Below are 15436 nucleotides of genomic sequence, written 5' to 3'. Positions count from 1 at the left end.
GCTCACTTATTTTCGCGAACCAAAGTATCAATAAACTCATCCAGATCCTGTCTGGATCTTAGCTCCACCAGCCTACCATCGTTTTGGGTGAGTGATCTTATTCTGCTGACATTCCGGGCCAACGGCTTGTCTAGCAAATAAATCTGCCCTAGATTTTTCAGTACATTAACAAAAGTAGACTGCCAGTGCGAGAAATCTTTATCACTCTTTTTATTTCTATAACGGTTAAATACATTTTGTTTTAGCTCAACTTTTGGCAAATTTAAAAACACAATAACATCTGAATCCGTCCAAATACTATCGGGCATCCGGTGCCCATGATAGCCATCAATAACCCATTCGTTTTCGTTTTTTAGCAACGCATGCAAAGCTTTTTTATAAGAATTTCTTAAGAAAAAATGCAAGGGATGTTCATCAAAAAGACTATCAATATCAATTTTCTTCAGATGCCCTTTTTTGCTTAACAAGTCCGCAGCATATGTCTTGCCCGAGCCCGGGTGACCAACAAATATAACCTTCACTGAACGTCCCTACTGCAGCGCACGACGCGTAGAATCCAGACGCACGTGTCCAGTGTCGCCCAAGCACACCTGACCATGCAGAGCCTTCCGGACGTCCTCGTTTGCCATAAAGACTTGGCACCTAAAGCCATACTCATCATCTGCCTGCGCGATGTATTTCCACGGTCCGCCCTGCTGGCTGTAGTACAACACCAACTTTTTGCTGCCATCTACTGCAATCACTGCTTCGGCTATGTCGTATCCAGCCGTCTCGCTTGCTCCAATAACGCCCGACTTGGTTTGGCTCTTTATGGTAACAGGACCAAAGGTAAGCTGATTAGCAACTAGGTGAGGCTGAGCGTCCAAGTAGCTCGTTATATAAGGGCTGGCGGTCACGGCGGCTTGCTTCAGTTCGTCTTTGGTAAAGCAGCTAATGGTAGCAGCTCTTTGGGTGTCCTGTATGTATAAGCACGTGGACTCGTCAGTGGAGTACGAGCTGTATTTTAGGTCCGAAGTAGACTGGGTGCTTACAAGATCGTATTCGCCAGAGGCTCGATAGTATCCGGCGTTTTCCATGGCCAGCTGAACAGCCGGGTCCAAGGTTTGTGGCAGCAAAGGCGCATCGGACGCCGCGTTAGCTTTGTAGCTAATGTGTAGCGAGGGGAAAGACTCACTATTCACCCGAAACTTATACCCATCTGGCTGCAGAGCAGCCCCAGAACCCATTTGTGCCACCCAAGAAGAGTCTGCCGCCAGGTAGTCGTACTTGCTAGTTACCCTTTTACCAATATCCACTAGGACCTCAGCGCCTAATTGGGCCGCGGTATCAGGCTGAGTAGTAGCAGGTGTTGGCTGTTGGCGGTCAAAGAACAACCAGCCCGCAAAACCAATGGCGCCAATTATGAGCAACCCAATGAGTAGCTCAACGACAGAGAAACCAGCTTGCAGTAATGATCGTCTTGCCATGTGATAAAAAGTATATCGTAGTCGCTACCACAACTAAAGCGATGCTCAATAGTTCTCTATATATTCTTTCAAGTACGCACCCAGCCCGCAGCAGTGCCGTGGATATGTCCTAGTTACACCTGCGCGTTACGAAAAACCTGGACACGCTTGTTTCGCAACGTACCTTTTTTGTATTTCGCAAGCCAGTTGTCGTTGGGCAGCAGGAATAGGCTATTCTGGTTTGGATCTGGCGGCTTAGACGATGGCGCTTTATCGTTTTTGCCCTGCTGAGTCTCATAGACAGAGCGGAAATAGTAGTGATTAAACAAACGGTTAAATTCGGTAAAGTAGATATCTGCCACCCTTTTGTTGCCCTTGATAATCAGCATGTTTTCGTCATTGGCGGTGGTCGAGGCAGTACTGAAGTTGGCCGATCCAGTGACGACAATCGGGTCGTCACCGAGTGGATCAATTAGCATGAACTTGGAATGAATGTACAGGACGTGCTGGTTGAGTTGCAGCAACTGCGTATTGACCTCTTTGGTCCATTGGTACAGCGGGTCTTTTATGTATGACCCGAACGCCTGGTAAGTATTGTTGCCAGCCGTCAGAGAGGTAAACTTTTTGGTACTGCCCGGCTGTGGCTGGTCACGTTTTTCTAGTAGCATGAAGGTTAGTTGATCTTTGGCGGTGTTGTCGGCCAGCTGCTGCTTAAAGACATCATTTACCCCAAAGGCCAGTGTGATACCGGCGTAGCTGCTGGCGCTGTCCAGCAACTGAGCGTAGGTATTCAGCATGGCGTCAGTAGTACGTGGGCTAAATAGTGGAGTAATACCAGTCTGAATGCCGTCCAGGTCATCCGCAGCAATGTCTTTCTGCAAGGCAACCACAGCTTTCTTGAAGGCCCGGTTGTGGGCAATCTTCTGTACTCGATCATCCGTGGCCTTCCCACCCGGGTCTGTGCTCAGCAGCTGCCAATAGTCTCGAAACTGGCGAGCAGTTTTCTCGTTGCGCACCCAGTGGCCCACGTTAGTCTGGCCGAACAATCCGCCCTCCGACACATTGGTAGAGCCAGTCCACACGGCAGCTGGAGTCTGCTCCGATCCCCTTAAGAGCACCATAAACTTGTTGTGTTGAATGTTGTTGGGATTGGCCTCGCGGTAAATAATGTGCTTTTTAGGTATACCGACTTTCTTGATAAGCGCCAGGTTCTCGGCCCTTGGAAAGTCCAGCTTGTTGGGTTTGGCGTCAATAATTATACGAGCTTTCACCCCTCGGTCGATAGCTTTTTTAAACGCCACTGCGATCTCTTCGTACCGGAACTCATAAAAACAGCCCAGCACCGTATCGCCCTTTTGGGCTTGCTCTATGAAGGCAACAAATGCCCGCTTGAGGTCACGGGCCAACCAGTTCAGGACCGCCTTCTTTTTGCCTGGGTCTTCTATTTTATCCGGCGTCTCATTACTGAATTGCCGGGCAAAGGCCTGGCTGCTGGCTACGCCGCGGTTAAAAAATACGTCATGCTGGTCATCCGGGCTATACAGGGGCTCAGTCTGCACCATGATTTCAATTGGCTGAGAGCTCCTGTCCAAGTTTTTGGGCTGGCTGCCATGGCGGCGTCAACTGCGAACGAGATAGAGTTGACCCCACTCACGGCGTAGACGGTGTAACCCTTGGTTGTCTTTGATTTGAATCGCATAAGCAATTTCATTGTAGAGTCTGCACCGAACAGCCGCAACAATTGTGAAAGACATATTAAAAGTCTGCTGAAACTATCATTGCCGCTCGACAACCCGCAAACACACCTATTCTTTGCTGTTTTGGGCTAAATATTTCTTTAAATCCCTGTCTGATCGGATATGGATAAAGTCAGTACCTCTTCTGTCTTTTTCTGCCAAAATATTTGGCCGTACTCTTTTAGGGAATCGCCAAATAATTTTAATGAGCTTGGGGACAATAAGAATTTCAGGGCAACTAGCCGGCAGCCCTGGACGAGACGCAAACAAATACTTTCGATTGCGCTTGGCCGCTCGCCAAAAGCAAACGCTTCTAGGCATGTCCAGAAAGACTATCGTGTCCGCTGCTGCCATTACCTCGTACGAGACACCGTCGATAATCCAAGCCTCCCGAGCGACAAGCTCGGCAACCTTTTTCTGCTCCTCTTCCTTTGACGCCCTTTGCCAGTTCTCCTTCCAGACAATTTGGTCCATCCCGAAATAGGGCAAGCCCGAAAATGCCGCCAAGCTTTTGCCCAGCGTCGACTTACCCGAGCCAGCGTTGCCCGTAACCAAAATCTTCTTCATGGCATCATCGCTCGTCTGGCTGCATAGTCTGAAACGAGCTGCATAGTCTTTTTGTTGCCGTCGTACCTAAGCAGCTCCAGGGCATCGGCAAGTGGGAGCCAGCGGAACTCGGTATGTTCCGTAGGGTCAAGTACCACTTCCATATCTACCGCTACCTCAACCGCATATACGTGGTCCTTGCCTTTCATGTTCTGTTCTGGTATTTCCCAAAAGTATTCTTCAAGCATGTCACTTATATGTATAGCTTCGCTTATGCCAGCCTCTTCCATAAGCTCTCGCTCCAACGTTTCTAGAGCAAGCTCGCCGTCCTCGATAGTACCGGTAATTGCTTGCCAAAATCCTCCGTCTTCAGGAGCACGTTTGAGCACCAAAAAATCAATTCCTGTTTCGTGTCGCCGGAACACGACACCTTGGGCTATCTCATACATCATCCCAGGAGTATACCAGAAGCAGTTTTGAGGTCGGATGAAAGTGGCGTAGACGTAATCGGAACTAAAATTATAGAATAGGTTGTTATGTTAAAACTTGAGTTCACTCCTGAGGATGAAAATGTATTTGAGCTCACGCTTGCCTTGTACGGCTACCAAAAGTGCTGGCAAGCACATGGCAGCCATGTCCAAGCCAAGCTAGAGGAGCTTACGGGCCTGAGCTTCCAGCAGCCCGAAATCACAGCCGTAGTAGTAGCGGGGTCAGTAAATAACTCGGGCATGACCGGCAAACCCATGAGGGTAGGCTCTGACTATCGAACAGATAACGAGAAGTTGGCAGTGCTCTCACACGAGCTATCCCATCGGCTACTAGGGGGTAACGGGGTGGGGGTAGACTCCGACCGCAAAGACGCAAAGTATGCCGAGCACTGCCGCATTTATCTTTTTCTTTATGACGCATGGTGCGACTTGAAGGATGAATCATTTGCAAATTCGGCCATGGAGCGTGAACTAGCAGATGCCGAATACTATGAAAAAGCCTGGAAATGGGCACTAGGCATGGATCGACAACAAAGAAGCCAAGAGCTCAAAAAGATTATTGCCAGCAAAATTTGAGCGCTGCCCTGCAGCTAACCAATGTGGCTTAATTCGCTCTGCAATACACCATGCTTGAGCGACTGAGATGTTACATATCGAATAATTTCCTCAACAGCCAGCGTTCCCATTAGCTGCTGTTCATTGCCACGAGACCCTGCAATATGTGGCGTAATCATGACATTGGATAGTTTTCGGAGGGGGCTGTCTTCAATCAATGGTTCATCAGGATCTGTTACGTCCAAAACTACTTCAATATTTTTCTGGGGCGTTATCTCGGCCAGGGCATCATAGTCCACGATTGTGCCCCGAGCGGTGTTTATAAAGAAGCTGCCACCCTGCATAAGTAGCAGCTGTTCCCGACCAATGAGATGGTGGGTTTCAGGTAGCTTTGGAGCATGAACACTGACGACATCAGACCAAGTCATTAGTTCGTTAAGCTCCATTTTCGTAACGCCTAATGCATCAGCTTCTTCGTTAGCTAGGTATGGGTCGTAAACGGCAATCTTGACGTTGTATGACTTGAGTAACCTGATGACTTCTCGACCAACATGTGAAGCACCCACCAAGCCAATATTCAGACCGTTGAAACCTCTCGGCATATCACGGAGTGTGAGAAACTTTTCTTTATCATCATTTTTATACTGTTCTGAGCCATGTCGCATATTTTTTGCCATGATCACCATCGCCGCTACGGTATATTCAGCGACTGCAACTGCGTTCGCCGCTGCTGCGGAGGTGATCTTTATATCACGATTCCAGAACTCATCGGAAACAATCTTCTTCACAGTGCCAGCGGCGTAAGCAACCATCCCAAGACTAGGCATAGCCTCCAAGAACTCTGCATCGAACTTTGGACAGCCCCAGCTTGCCAGCAAAATATCGCTGTCCGTATAGGGTTGACCTTGAGCAGGAGACCAGTCAACTACCGTACAGTGTTCTTCCAGGTCAGCTCTTGCCTGCTTATTAAAGAGAGTATCCTCCAGCCCTGGTGTCATAAGTAAGGTAACGGTTGGTTTTGTATTCATGTGCTTACTATAACAAAAAACAGAGGCAACTTACCTCTGCCATCCCGCGACAGAGGTTTCATGTTTTTGGCTGCCTCTCGACGTAAAGGCAACCGGGCTTTATAGATTTATGATACTGCTGCAATAAGTTTCGTGAATACACCGTATGGGCGACCAACGACACCCCAGGCAATGTCTATATTTTTCCTTGCCTCTTTGTTACCGATGGGGTTTTGATATGTGCCACTTTGTCGCATATAAACACACTCTTTGAACAAATGGTGGCTTATTCTATGTAGCCCAAATTTCTTAAAATCTTCATCACTTTTGCCAATAGCACCGAGGGATTCACTGATAGCCGTATACGCTGGCTCTATCTCATGTTCAATAAAAGCTCCTGAGACAGCAAGTTTACCTCCGAGCGTAATCAGAGCTCCTCTGGCCTGACTGCGACGGTTCTCTTCAGTTGCAGTATCACTATTAGGGCTCGCTCCCGAAGGAAACACTCGACCATATTCCTCAGAGTAGCCCGAGCTGCCCGGCTCGTGTAATGCTAAACGAGCAAGTGCTTCTACGCCATCTGATATCGTACAGGGCTTGAAACCGAACGTACGGTACCCCTCTTGATGGACATACTGCTGCTTCGGGAAAAGCACCGCTCGATCGGTAAGTGCCTTATCGGCAACATCAAGCTCCGCAATACTAGCTTCAGTCGGATGCTCGGTGACTTGCTCTAACGCCCCAAGGTAAGTGGTTAATGGCTCAAGGCTATAAAAAGGCTGATTAACAGTTATCACAGTGGAGATATAGTAAAACTTCTCGTTTAGATACGCAAACCCCTAGCGAGGGGTGCTGATTTGGACACAGTGGAACTATCAGGGCAAAATTATGAACTTTGCCAGTACCCCCTCAACCTGTATCAGGCTGTTTGCTATCCAAGCTTAGTCAATCGTTCGTCAACATGTTCGTTAATTGAGATTGTGTACGCAAGGATCTTGCATAGATATAAGGTCGGAGCTCTTCCGGTGACAATGCTTCAGGCACCAGCATGAAGTACTGGGGGAAATTACCAGCACTATGCTCAGTTATGAACTTCTGTTTTTTCGATTTGTTGGGTGATCCTGACGAATATCGTTCTAATTGTCAGGTAAAAAAGATTTTCGACTGGAAGAATTGTTCCTGAAAGTGCGTTGCTGCTCGGATATCCGCGTCACTCGGCACACCAGCGCCATTGGGTACCACAACAAGCTTGTCATCGTTGTCGTTGGTACGGTGGACCACGGCCACGCACGTACCTTCAAATGCCTCGACTGGTTTATCGATCCCCATAATATACACGTCTAGTTCTTCCCCGTCGCCAGATTCGGTCCCGGGTACAAAGCCATAATTTAGTTCATACACAAAGCCGTGCTTGGGATGCTCCGAATACAATGGCCGGTCCACCTCGACGGTTACTTTTTTGCCTATAAAGCCCAAGGCTTGGGCGAGATGATGAGAATGTGTCATAAGGAGATATGGTAGCAGAGAATAAAAGGTTGAGGTAGGGGCCGAGTCGGCTTGAGGCTTTCTCGGCCCCTACAGTGATGGGTTGGGGTTAGTCCTTCGGCTTCCCGATGACCGTGCAGAGGTAGTCGCGGTGAACGAGCACCTTGTCCTGCATGACCATGTTGGCCGGCGGCGTGAGACCGGAGTCTCCGAAGTCCTTGAGGCAGTAGGGGTCACGATCGGTCACGATCGAACCGCCACCTTCCGTGAACTCCCGCCACAGGTAGGCACGCGCGGCGCAGCCGCCCCGGCACTCCTCGACGTACTCACAGCCATGGCATTCCGCGATGGAATCCGGGTCGTGTCGCCGCTGGCGGAACGCCTGGAACTCCGGGGTGCGCACGATGTCGTAGAGGCTGTCAGTCAGGAGGTCTCCCACCTTGTACTGGTGGGCGTAGACGCACGGGCTGACCGGCAGCTTGCCGTCGGCGGTCATCGAGTGGATCCGGAACGACTTCGTGCCACAAGGGCAGCCACGGGACTTCGCACCGGATATAGCCGAACCAAGTGGTTCGCCCATTTCGATGATGTCGCAGTGACGGAACAGGTACTCACACGCGGCGTAGAAATCCGCCGGGCTTGGCACTAGATCCATGTGCTGCGATTCGGTCGGCTTCATGAAGTTGATCCTAATGAAGGTCTCCTGCTCGCGCGCCGCTTGGACGAGCGCCTTGAGGTGACTCTCCGACAGGTTCCAGTTCATGCCGCACATGACGATAGTGCGGTCGATGCCGAGCTCGCGACAGATGCGGATCGCATCAAGCGCCCGAGGGTAGAGAGCGGCACCGCGGTTGCGGTTGTGCTCCTCCGGGAACGGGCTGTCGAGGCTGATGTCGCAGTCGTTGAGCAACTCCACCGCGTCACGGTGATGCTTGTACATGTACTGCATGGTGATGCCGGCCGTGGTGAGACCCACGACGATGCCGGCGCCATACAGCGACTTGATGATGTGCGGCAGCACCGTGTCCTTGGCGTTCGGACCGCTGGTGTAGAGCGGCTCGTTGCCACCCAGATTGACGGTACGGACGCCGATGCTCGCCAGCTCACTGACCACACGATCGACGTGAGCCGTCGTCATGTTCAGACTGGCGGTACGGACGATGGTGGAGTAGCAGTGCGGGCACCGGTAGGGACACGCATTGCCGAGCGTCCAGCCGATGTTCTCGATCTGGGGCGGAATGCCGCCTCGGGGCGAGAGCACGACCGGCGTGCTGGTGGTATCTGTCACTGCATCTCCTCTGTCGGGTCCTACGTGAGGAACGGGTTGGGAACAGCTTCGTACCGGAGTCCGATGTCTGCATAGAGACGAGCAATTGCTTCCTCGATGCCGACGTAGAACGATTCCGCGGTGCGAATCCATTCTGCTACGAACTCACTGTCTTCGCTGGGGATTGCAGCCTCCGAGACACGACTGAGCACAGTCTCGAGAAACCGAAGATCCATAGCCTGAAGCTGGCGACACAGAGCATGCGCCCCGCGAAAAGCAACGTCAGGCAAAACCTTGGGTGCGGTGAGTGAGTCGATCACCCAGTCATAGACCGTGCTGTGAGCACGGTGCCAGGACTTGAGCATCTCATACACTCGCCGGACCGTCGGGTCCTGAACCTCATAGCTGTAGTTCTGGGCGTTCGCCGTGACGAGCAGTCCGCGTCGGCCGAGCCGTCCAGTGAACGGCGTGCCTTCGGCGGCGTACATCTCGGTGAAGATCCCCTTAGTGAAGGGCCAGCGGTTGCGCCGCAGGAACCCCAAGTTGATCTCCAGTTCGTCCAGAGTAGTGTCCGGGTCGAACAGGATCATGCCCATCTGGACGTAGACGCCGTGCGCTTCGAGGAGCTGGAGGGCTACCTCGTTGTCTTCCGGGGATGCCAACTTGCGCATCCGGCGGAGGGCGGTTGGCGCCGCGTTTTCGATGCCGACCGCAGTCGAGAACCAACCGGCTTCACTGAGTGCCCGGACAATGTCCGGAGTGAGCCGGTCGGCACGCACCTGAGTACGGAACCGAATGGTGAGCCCGCGGCCCAGGATCTCGTCCCGGAACGCTTCGGCCCACGCTTCGTCACGTGGCGGTTCGATGAAGCTGTCGTCGACGATCTTGAAGGCGCTCACACCGAACTCGCGGTGCAAGACTTCGAGTTCATCAACGATGTTCGTGATACCACGGTGACGCCAACGCAGCTTGCTGGATCCACCGGCCGCGAAGGCGAAGATGGAACAGAAGCTGCAGTGCGCCTCACAGCCGCGTGAAGTACAGACATGGACGAAGTTCCGTCGCGTAATGGCGTGCCCCACCGTGTCTCTGGACGGGAAAGGTATCTCGTCCAGATCCACGATCGGTTCCGCCCGCAGTGTCTCCATCATCTGGCCATCCTTGAGGAAGGCAATGCTCGGAATGGAACCGAGGTCGGTCCCGTTCATAAGCGCTTCCGCCAGACGGACGATGATGTGTTCGCCTTCGCCGATGACAGCGACGGTGAAACCGGCCTTCAGGAAGAACTCCGCGTGGAACGTGGGGCCGTAGCCGCCACAGATCACGGGGATATCGCCGTAGCGAGCCCGGAGGGCCTGTACGACTTGTTCAGCCTGATGCAGGTTGGACTGATAGCAGGACATCCCGACCAGGGCCGGGGGTCCATCAGCGCCGATGCGATCGACGAGTTCTTCGAGGGTGAGCGCTTCGAGCCAGCCATCAACGACAGAGACATCATGTCCGGCATGACGCAAAACGGCAGCGAGGTACCCCAGCGCCAAAGTCTCTTCGGCGGTGCGATGGGACTTGGTGAAGGGGGTTACCAGGGCGATACCGCCTGACACATAAGCCTCCAAATTCGGTTGTGAAGGTCCAAAAAAACGAGCCACCCATCTTGGATCGTTCCGGCACAGTATACAGGGGTAAGATATCATATGCAATACATATTTCGTCCATTGCGTCAAACCTATTTGTTGCGTATAATCCCGTCATTGGCTTTGTTTGTCAAGTTGGTAGCCGCACGGCTGATTGAAAACCGAGAAAAGAGGATCATGATCCCTCGTTACGTCCACGTGGAGGGCATGGATCTGGCTGGCAAGACCACCGTCGCTGCCAGCTTTGCCCGCGAGAGTTCACCCTGGGAGGTTCGCCGGAACGCCCTGGGACCCAACAACGCCATCTACCACTTCGCCGACTCGCTGCGACGTCGGGAGGCGTTCGACCCCGAAGTACTGGGCGTGATGTACGCCGCGGCCATCTTGGGAGACATCAGGGCCTTCAACAAGCCCGAGGTCAACACGATCCAGGAATCAACGATCCTGCTGCGCTCCCTCGCCATCCACCGCGTGCGTGGCACCACCGGTCTGATGAAACTGCTTGAGTCATACCTCCCTCTGCACCCGCAGTTCGACGCCTCGTTCGTTTTCACCGCGAGCGTCGAGAGCCGAAAGGCACGGCTGAACGCACGGCTTCGCGAAGCTCCCTGGAGTTCCACCGAAGACCTGCTCATCCTCACCGACCCAGACCTCTTCATGGCAATGGAGCACGAACTCATCACATTGAGCCGTGAGTGGTTCAATTCCACAGTCATCGACACGTCCAACCTGTCACCCGAGGAAGTGTTAGAGAGCGTTCGCAACGGTCTCGCCAGCTAGCCCCACGAAAGAAAGCCATACCAGCGAGCTGGGAACAAACACCCATTTTGTTCCCAGCTCGCAGAAATACCTCTGATACTATTGCTTAATAAAGAGAATACCGGACATGCAGGTGTATTTTCTTTGGGGAGCCAGGAGGGACTTGACCTGCCTGGCGAAAGAAAAATGCTTTCGCATACAGGCATTTTTGAGCACAGCTCAAAGCCAACGGCGGGAAACAGCCACAAGATCTTCCCGGTCAAGTCCCGATCACGACACTTCTAAAAACGATATAAATACTACAGCTAGCTGCAGTGAAAAAATATATGTGCAATGGACAATGAGTATGTGTCTGCGAAAAAGTGATGTCGCATATAGCCCCAAAGAAATGCCTACCATAGTTATTAATGCAGCAACTACGGCCGACCTCCCAGCTAGTGGTATGTTTGATTGCGCAATTAGTAATAACGCAGATGGAATAAATAGAAGCGCTGTTATGTACGACACAAGCCAGTGCGTCCTTTTGACCCTACCCTGAGTGCTTGGAAACACGAATGTCGCTAAATGAGTTATGAGAGCAATCGTAATCAAACATGTGAAAATTGCCGACATGCCAAAAGTAGGAATGAACCAATTATAAAAGTAGAGGGCATACAAAGAAGTTTCTATTGTCACTACGATAAGAAGCAGGTTGATTTGTTTCTTTCCTGTGGCGATATGGTCACTAAGGCTTTTTGATCTATTGCGTGGCCAATGAGCTAATAAAAACGTGACCGTAGACCAATAGCCTAAAAAAGCGACCGCGGCAAACCACCTAAAAATATCGGCATGCATTTCTATTATCATAGCAAAAAAAGAACTCCGGGAAGGGAGCTCTTGTTTTGGAGGGCCATAGTAGACGCTATCGCAACTAAGATTCGCGCCTCAATAATGGTAGCGGCAGGAGGAGACTCTTATTTCTTCGTCGGCAACGATATACACTAGACGATGCTCATCATTGATTCTGCGGGACCATGCACCTGACAGATCGCCTTTCAACGGTTCGGGTTTGCCAATCCCAGCCAACGGGTCTCGCTGACAATCTTTTAGTAGTTGGTTAAGCTTTTTTAGCAGCTGTTTATCGTGCCCTTGCCAATAAAGGTAGTCTTCCCAGGCTTGAGCTGTGAAAGTAAGTCTTCGGCTCATCGGCTATTCCTCGATGAGTTCGTGAGCCTCGACAGTGCCTGCACGGGCGCTCTCCACTGATTTTAGCAAGCGACGGGCATTGGCTGGACTGCGCAGTAGGTAGTCAGTTTCTGAGTAGGAGTTAAAAGTGTTGAGAGGTATCACAACGACGGAAACATTATCCCCGCGTGTTACCACTAACGGCTCTTGATCTTGGTCGACTTCGTCAACATAGCGCTTTATGTCTTTCCGAAACTTCGAGATGGATGCTATTTTCATTGTACAACTCCTTGTACGCAATATTGTACACACACTATTCACGTACGTCAACCCGGGGGACATGAGAAGCGATGTATAATCAGTCTATGACTGTAAGTAAACAATCGAGTGGCTTTGAATATAAGAACAAGAAAAACGAATCACCTTTTGAGACCTTCTTGAGATATACAAACCAAAAAGAAATGTCAGCCAAGCAACTCTCTAACGTTTTGCAAGCCCTTGGTAGTGAATCTAATATCTTAGACCTCGGCGCGGGCAATGGTGAATATCTTAGTCTTGCGTTATCTCGGATGGAGAATGTGGAAGATATTCGCCTCACTCTGGTTGAACCAAGCACCGACCTAGTCAGACAACTAAAAGGCCGATTTGATGTCATTCTTCCAGGAGCTAACGTGACGATTGCTCCTTCTGATCTCGATAACTTCTCGAGCAACGAAAAGTTTGATGCAATAATCGCCGCCCATCTTTTCTACCATATTCCCCGCTCCTCATGGCCCCAGCAATTAGAAAAGATGCTGTCTCTTCTCAAACCCCAGGGGCGACTTATTATTGTTCTTCGTGATAAGGACGATGCGTACATGTTTAAAATGAAATTTAAACCACTTCTTTCTGATAAGAGCTTCTCGGCCATGACTATTGATGACGTTGTGTCCGCACTTCCAAATATTAACAAGTTAAGGATTACCCGACATGTCAGTGAGTCTGAGTTAAAGATCCCCATTGACAGTAACCCTGAAGATACGGAATCAATTGTAGAATTCTACCTCAATAAACAGTGGCCAGATATTCCAGTAGTCATCCAACAAGCTGCCCTAGGCTTCATTAGAAGTAAGCATGGCCTAATTCAACAGTTGGATTGTATTGCCGTGATAGAAAAGATCGAATCAAAATAAAGATCCGCTAGATTATTTTATCAAACAAAAAACGCCCACCGGTAGCGAAAAGATCGACGTTCTTTGTATGGAGGGCCGCCGTAGAGCTTATTGCAACCAAGTTTCAACGAAGAGCTACACCAATCGTAGTTCATTGGCAATTAGGCTTGCCGCCTCTTCAGAACTTAAGTCAGAAGTGTTGATCTTTAGAGACTCTACGTACGGAATTGAGAATTTAGACATATCCTCTGATAGCTTCGCCATTATTTCTTTATCGGTAAGTTTTTTGAATCTTTTTCTAGAATCATTATCAACTCTATCTATTAAATCTTCTACGTTTGCTGTTAACTCCACGAACAAAACCTTGCCTCTATTAGTTTCGATTATGTTAATGAAATCTCTTACATTATTGTCGTCAAAGGATCCTCCGTAAACATAAGTGAAAATCAAGTCAGTATTATTCTTTGCACAGTACTCTAGTACGTCGAATCTAATTTTATCTACTAAGTCATAACGCTTTCCAAGCTCATCCCTATATATATCTTTAACAATATCTCTGGAAAGATGATTATGAAAAAGTGGTATGCCGGTAGCTTCTGACAACTTTTCTGCAACGGTTAACTTTCCTGAAGCAGGCGGTCCATAGATAAAAATCAATTTCATAGTAAAAGTGTATCAAAAAACAGAGGCAAATTACCTCTGTTTTAAGCATAACCGAATTGGAGTGCCAGGAGGGACTTGCCCTGCCCGGCATAAGAAAATTACTTTTGCATACGGGCATTTTTGAGCACAGCTCAAAAACCAAGGGCGGGGAATGCCCACAGGGCATGCCCGTTCAAGTCCCCAGAACTGAAGTCTTTCAGTTCTTTTCTTGGCACCATATACTTTTTTGAAACCCCAGCCTATCGACGATCTCATTGAAGATTTAATCTTATTATATGCCAGATTGGTTGACCTCGGCATGGAGTATCATAACGGCAAAGTCTACCTCGCAGACTTGGAGGAGAAAGATGTTTAGGCGTATTCTGTGTTCACGTCAGATGAATAACAACCATGGGAAAAGCCGGCTCCTATCCTGGACGGCCATCATAGATATTGTCAGGATCAACTTCATACCTGCTAATAATGAAACCTGCAGCTGATGATCTGTATTTCTTTCTCTGTAACTGCGTAAACGAATCTATTCTTTTCATCTATGCGGCGCGACCAAAACCCTGCGTAGTTTTCTTTGAGAGGTTCTGGCTTGCCTAGACCATTGAACGGGTCCCTTTGCGTGTCGGCAATAAGTTTATGTAACTTTCTGAGGGTTTTTCTGTCTTGATTCATCCAAAATTGGTAGTCGTCCCACCCTTCTGGGGTAAAAGCTATAATACGAGCCATGCTATTCTTCTACTAAGTGGTGCTTTTCAGTCTTGCCCGCGTGCAGTGAGGCAATGGATTTCTCCAGATGTTTTCGGTTATCAGGGCTGCTGTTTAGGTAATCGGTCTCGGCCTTAGAGTTGTATTCATCTAAAGACATTACAACAACCGTCTGGCCATCGTTGCGCGTTATAAGAAGAACGTCTTTGTCATCAATGACCTTATCAAAATAACCCTTAGTATCCTTACGAAACTTGGAGATAGATGTAACATTCATAGTACTTTATATAGTACACCTGGTAGTACTTAATGTCAAAGTGAGCGCTGCTAAAAACTAAAGTTTACTTAGCTCATACTTAACTCTGCGCAATAGTCGTTTGAATCTATCAGTAGTATCTTGACTATTATTTATGTCGTCTTTTGCACGCACTTTCCAACTTTTAATCGTTGAACCGTGTGGGAATTGCTGCCAAGTCCAATCGAGGTGCAAGTCGTGACCATCTATGTGGAACATATTCCAGAAATGTTTTTCTAAACCTTTGCCGGTTTGCACTTCGCCTTCAACAATCCTGGTTTCTGGATAGTAGTGATGTACGACAAGTGCCGTAACATGGCACTGCCCCAGGGATGGGTTGCCCCTTTCTTCTATATGTTCATAAGCCGAATCGAGTTGCCACGATGCTTCGATGGCTTGCCGTAGGTCTAGCGTATCAACTTGTGCTTTATGCATATCTAAATCATAACATTCAAAAAGCCCACTTTTACGAGTGAGCTTTTTGAATGGAGGGCCAAGTTGCCCGTAGGTGGAACACCTTCTATCGAAGTTTACCTCTATGTACG

The 15436-nt window shown here is 49.5% G+C and carries 19 protein-coding genes; 3 read left to right on the top strand and 16 right to left on the bottom strand.

From position 1 onward, the window contains the following. Positions 1-2 precede the first annotated feature (2 nt). The 5 genes from VK694_01215 to VK694_01195 form a co-directional block, all read right to left on the bottom strand. Positions 3-521 carry a hypothetical protein gene (locus tag VK694_01215; GenBank protein ID HTE57336.1) on the bottom strand — a complete coding sequence of 173 codons (519 nt, stop codon included), beginning with the start codon at positions 519-521 and terminating at the stop codon, positions 3-5. 9 nt (positions 522-530) lie between these two features. Beyond that, complete coding sequence (locus VK694_01210) at positions 531-1466, bottom strand: hypothetical protein (GenBank protein ID HTE57335.1); 936 nt, start codon at positions 1464-1466, stop codon at positions 531-533. Positions 1467-1579: 113 nt separating this feature from the next. After that, positions 1580-3007 carry a phospholipase D-like domain-containing protein gene (locus tag VK694_01205; GenBank protein ID HTE57334.1) on the bottom strand — a complete coding sequence of 476 codons (1428 nt, stop codon included), beginning with the start codon at positions 3005-3007 and terminating at the stop codon, positions 1580-1582. Positions 3008-3250: 243 nt separating this feature from the next. Beyond that, a complete protein-coding gene (locus tag VK694_01200) occupies positions 3251-3748 on the bottom strand; it encodes an AAA family ATPase (GenBank protein HTE57333.1) in 498 nt (165 codons plus the stop codon). Beyond that, the gene (locus VK694_01195; GenBank protein ID HTE57332.1) at positions 3745-4179 is read right to left on the bottom strand and encodes an NUDIX pyrophosphatase; all 435 of its coding nucleotides are present in this window, start codon (positions 4177-4179) and stop codon (positions 3745-3747) included. Before VK694_01195 ends, VK694_01200 begins: the two co-directional genes overlap by 4 nt. Before the next feature lie 84 nt (positions 4180-4263). On the opposite strand from VK694_01195, the gene VK694_01190 reads away from it, so the two are divergent. Continuing rightward, positions 4264-4791 carry a hypothetical protein gene (locus tag VK694_01190; protein ID HTE57331.1) on the top strand — a complete coding sequence of 176 codons (528 nt, stop codon included), beginning with the start codon at positions 4264-4266 and terminating at the stop codon, positions 4789-4791. Positions 4792-4805: 14 nt separating this feature from the next. On the opposite strand, the gene VK694_01185 is transcribed toward VK694_01190, so the two are convergent. The 5 genes from VK694_01185 to VK694_01165 form a co-directional block, all read right to left on the bottom strand. Next, complete coding sequence (locus tag VK694_01185) at positions 4806-5798, bottom strand: hydroxyacid dehydrogenase (GenBank protein ID HTE57330.1); 993 nt, start codon at positions 5796-5798, stop codon at positions 4806-4808. Positions 5799-5905: 107 nt separating this feature from the next. Continuing rightward, positions 5906-6574, bottom strand: a complete 669-nt coding sequence (locus VK694_01180; GenBank protein HTE57329.1) for a hypothetical protein — start codon at positions 6572-6574, stop codon at positions 5906-5908. A 346-nt stretch (positions 6575-6920) separates the two neighbouring features. Further along, positions 6921-7283: an inorganic diphosphatase gene (locus VK694_01175; protein ID HTE57328.1), complete on the bottom strand. Its 363-nt coding sequence runs from the start codon at positions 7281-7283 to the stop codon at positions 6921-6923. 88 nt (positions 7284-7371) lie between these two features. Next, a complete protein-coding gene (locus VK694_01170) occupies positions 7372-8550 on the bottom strand; it encodes a radical SAM protein (protein HTE57327.1) in 1179 nt (392 codons plus the stop codon). A 20-nt stretch (positions 8551-8570) separates the two neighbouring features. After that, positions 8571-10223, bottom strand: coding sequence for a radical SAM protein (locus VK694_01165; protein HTE57326.1), 1653 nt, complete (start codon positions 10221-10223; stop codon positions 8571-8573). On the opposite strand from VK694_01165, the gene VK694_01160 reads away from it, so the two are divergent. Then, positions 10224-10943 carry a hypothetical protein gene (locus VK694_01160; protein HTE57325.1) on the top strand — a complete coding sequence of 240 codons (720 nt, stop codon included), beginning with the start codon at positions 10224-10226 and terminating at the stop codon, positions 10941-10943. A 903-nt stretch (positions 10944-11846) separates the two neighbouring features. On the opposite strand, the gene VK694_01155 is transcribed toward VK694_01160, so the two are convergent. Together VK694_01155 and VK694_01150 are read right to left on the bottom strand one after the other, a co-directional pair. After that, complete coding sequence (locus tag VK694_01155; GenBank protein HTE57324.1) at positions 11847-12107, bottom strand: Txe/YoeB family addiction module toxin; 261 nt, start codon at positions 12105-12107, stop codon at positions 11847-11849. A gap of 3 nt (positions 12108-12110) precedes the next feature. Next, positions 12111-12365 (bottom strand): type II toxin-antitoxin system prevent-host-death family antitoxin, encoded by a 255-nt coding sequence (locus VK694_01150; GenBank protein HTE57323.1) that lies wholly within the window; start codon positions 12363-12365, stop codon positions 12111-12113. 86 nt (positions 12366-12451) lie between these two features. Here VK694_01150 and VK694_01145 point away from each other — a divergent pair, with 86 nt between their 5' ends. Then, positions 12452-13258 (top strand): class I SAM-dependent methyltransferase, encoded by an 807-nt coding sequence (locus tag VK694_01145; GenBank protein HTE57322.1) that lies wholly within the window; start codon positions 12452-12454, stop codon positions 13256-13258. Positions 13259-13372: 114 nt separating this feature from the next. Here the strand turns inward: VK694_01145 and VK694_01140 are convergent, their stop codons facing one another. The 4 genes from VK694_01140 to VK694_01125 all read right to left on the bottom strand — a co-directional run bounded on the left by VK694_01140 (position 13373) and on the right by VK694_01125 (position 15326). Next, on the bottom strand, positions 13373-13900 hold the full coding sequence (locus tag VK694_01140) for an AAA family ATPase (GenBank protein ID HTE57321.1): 528 nt from the start codon (positions 13898-13900) through the stop codon (positions 13373-13375). A gap of 456 nt (positions 13901-14356) precedes the next feature. Further along, positions 14357-14617 (bottom strand): Txe/YoeB family addiction module toxin, encoded by a 261-nt coding sequence (locus VK694_01135; GenBank protein ID HTE57320.1) that lies wholly within the window; start codon positions 14615-14617, stop codon positions 14357-14359. Position 14618: 1 nt separating this feature from the next. Then, a complete protein-coding gene (locus VK694_01130) occupies positions 14619-14873 on the bottom strand; it encodes a type II toxin-antitoxin system prevent-host-death family antitoxin (GenBank protein HTE57319.1) in 255 nt (84 codons plus the stop codon). A 57-nt stretch (positions 14874-14930) separates the two neighbouring features. Then, positions 14931-15326, bottom strand: a complete 396-nt coding sequence (locus tag VK694_01125; protein HTE57318.1) for a hypothetical protein — start codon at positions 15324-15326, stop codon at positions 14931-14933. Positions 15327-15436 lie beyond the last annotated feature (110 nt).

It is taken from the genome of Verrucomicrobiia bacterium (genome assembly GCA_035489575.1).
Taxonomy (GTDB): domain Bacteria; phylum Patescibacteriota; class Saccharimonadia; order Saccharimonadales; family JAGQNK01; genus DATHJY01.
Note: the sequence above shows the minus strand (reverse complement) of the source record. Positions and strands in the feature narration are given on the sequence as shown.

Excerpts from the sequence above, each read along its gene's own strand:
- VK694_01205 (HTE57334.1), bottom strand. The coding sequence starts at position 3,007 with ATGGTGCAGACTGAGCCCCTGTATAGCCCGGATGACCAGCATGACGTA.
- VK694_01175 (HTE57328.1), bottom strand. The coding sequence starts at position 7,283 with ATGACACATTCTCATCATCTCGCCCAAGCCTTGGGCTTTATAGGCAAA.
- VK694_01195 (HTE57332.1), bottom strand. The coding sequence starts at position 4,179 with ATGATGTATGAGATAGCCCAAGGTGTCGTGTTCCGGCGACACGAAACA.
- VK694_01200 (HTE57333.1), bottom strand. The coding sequence starts at position 3,748 with ATGAAGAAGATTTTGGTTACGGGCAACGCTGGCTCGGGTAAGTCGACG.
- VK694_01140 (HTE57321.1), bottom strand. The coding sequence starts at position 13,900 with ATGAAATTGATTTTTATCTATGGACCGCCTGCTTCAGGAAAGTTAACC.
- VK694_01165 (HTE57326.1), bottom strand. The coding sequence starts at position 10,223 with ATGATATCTTACCCCTGTATACTGTGCCGGAACGATCCAAGATGGGTG.
- VK694_01130 (HTE57319.1), bottom strand. The coding sequence starts at position 14,873 with ATGAATGTTACATCTATCTCCAAGTTTCGTAAGGATACTAAGGGTTAT.
- VK694_01150 (HTE57323.1), bottom strand. The coding sequence starts at position 12,365 with ATGAAAATAGCATCCATCTCGAAGTTTCGGAAAGACATAAAGCGCTAT.
- VK694_01145 (HTE57322.1), top strand. The coding sequence starts at position 12,452 with ATGACTGTAAGTAAACAATCGAGTGGCTTTGAATATAAGAACAAGAAA.
- VK694_01185 (HTE57330.1), bottom strand. The coding sequence starts at position 5,798 with ATGAATACAAAACCAACCGTTACCTTACTTATGACACCAGGGCTGGAG.
- VK694_01210 (HTE57335.1), bottom strand. The coding sequence starts at position 1,466 with ATGGCAAGACGATCATTACTGCAAGCTGGTTTCTCTGTCGTTGAGCTA.
- VK694_01135 (HTE57320.1), bottom strand. The coding sequence starts at position 14,617 with ATGGCTCGTATTATAGCTTTTACCCCAGAAGGGTGGGACGACTACCAA.
- VK694_01155 (HTE57324.1), bottom strand. The coding sequence starts at position 12,107 with ATGAGCCGAAGACTTACTTTCACAGCTCAAGCCTGGGAAGACTACCTT.
- VK694_01125 (HTE57318.1), bottom strand. The coding sequence starts at position 15,326 with ATGCATAAAGCACAAGTTGATACGCTAGACCTACGGCAAGCCATCGAA.
- VK694_01190 (HTE57331.1), top strand. The coding sequence starts at position 4,264 with ATGTTAAAACTTGAGTTCACTCCTGAGGATGAAAATGTATTTGAGCTC.
- VK694_01160 (HTE57325.1), top strand. The coding sequence starts at position 10,224 with ATGCAATACATATTTCGTCCATTGCGTCAAACCTATTTGTTGCGTATA.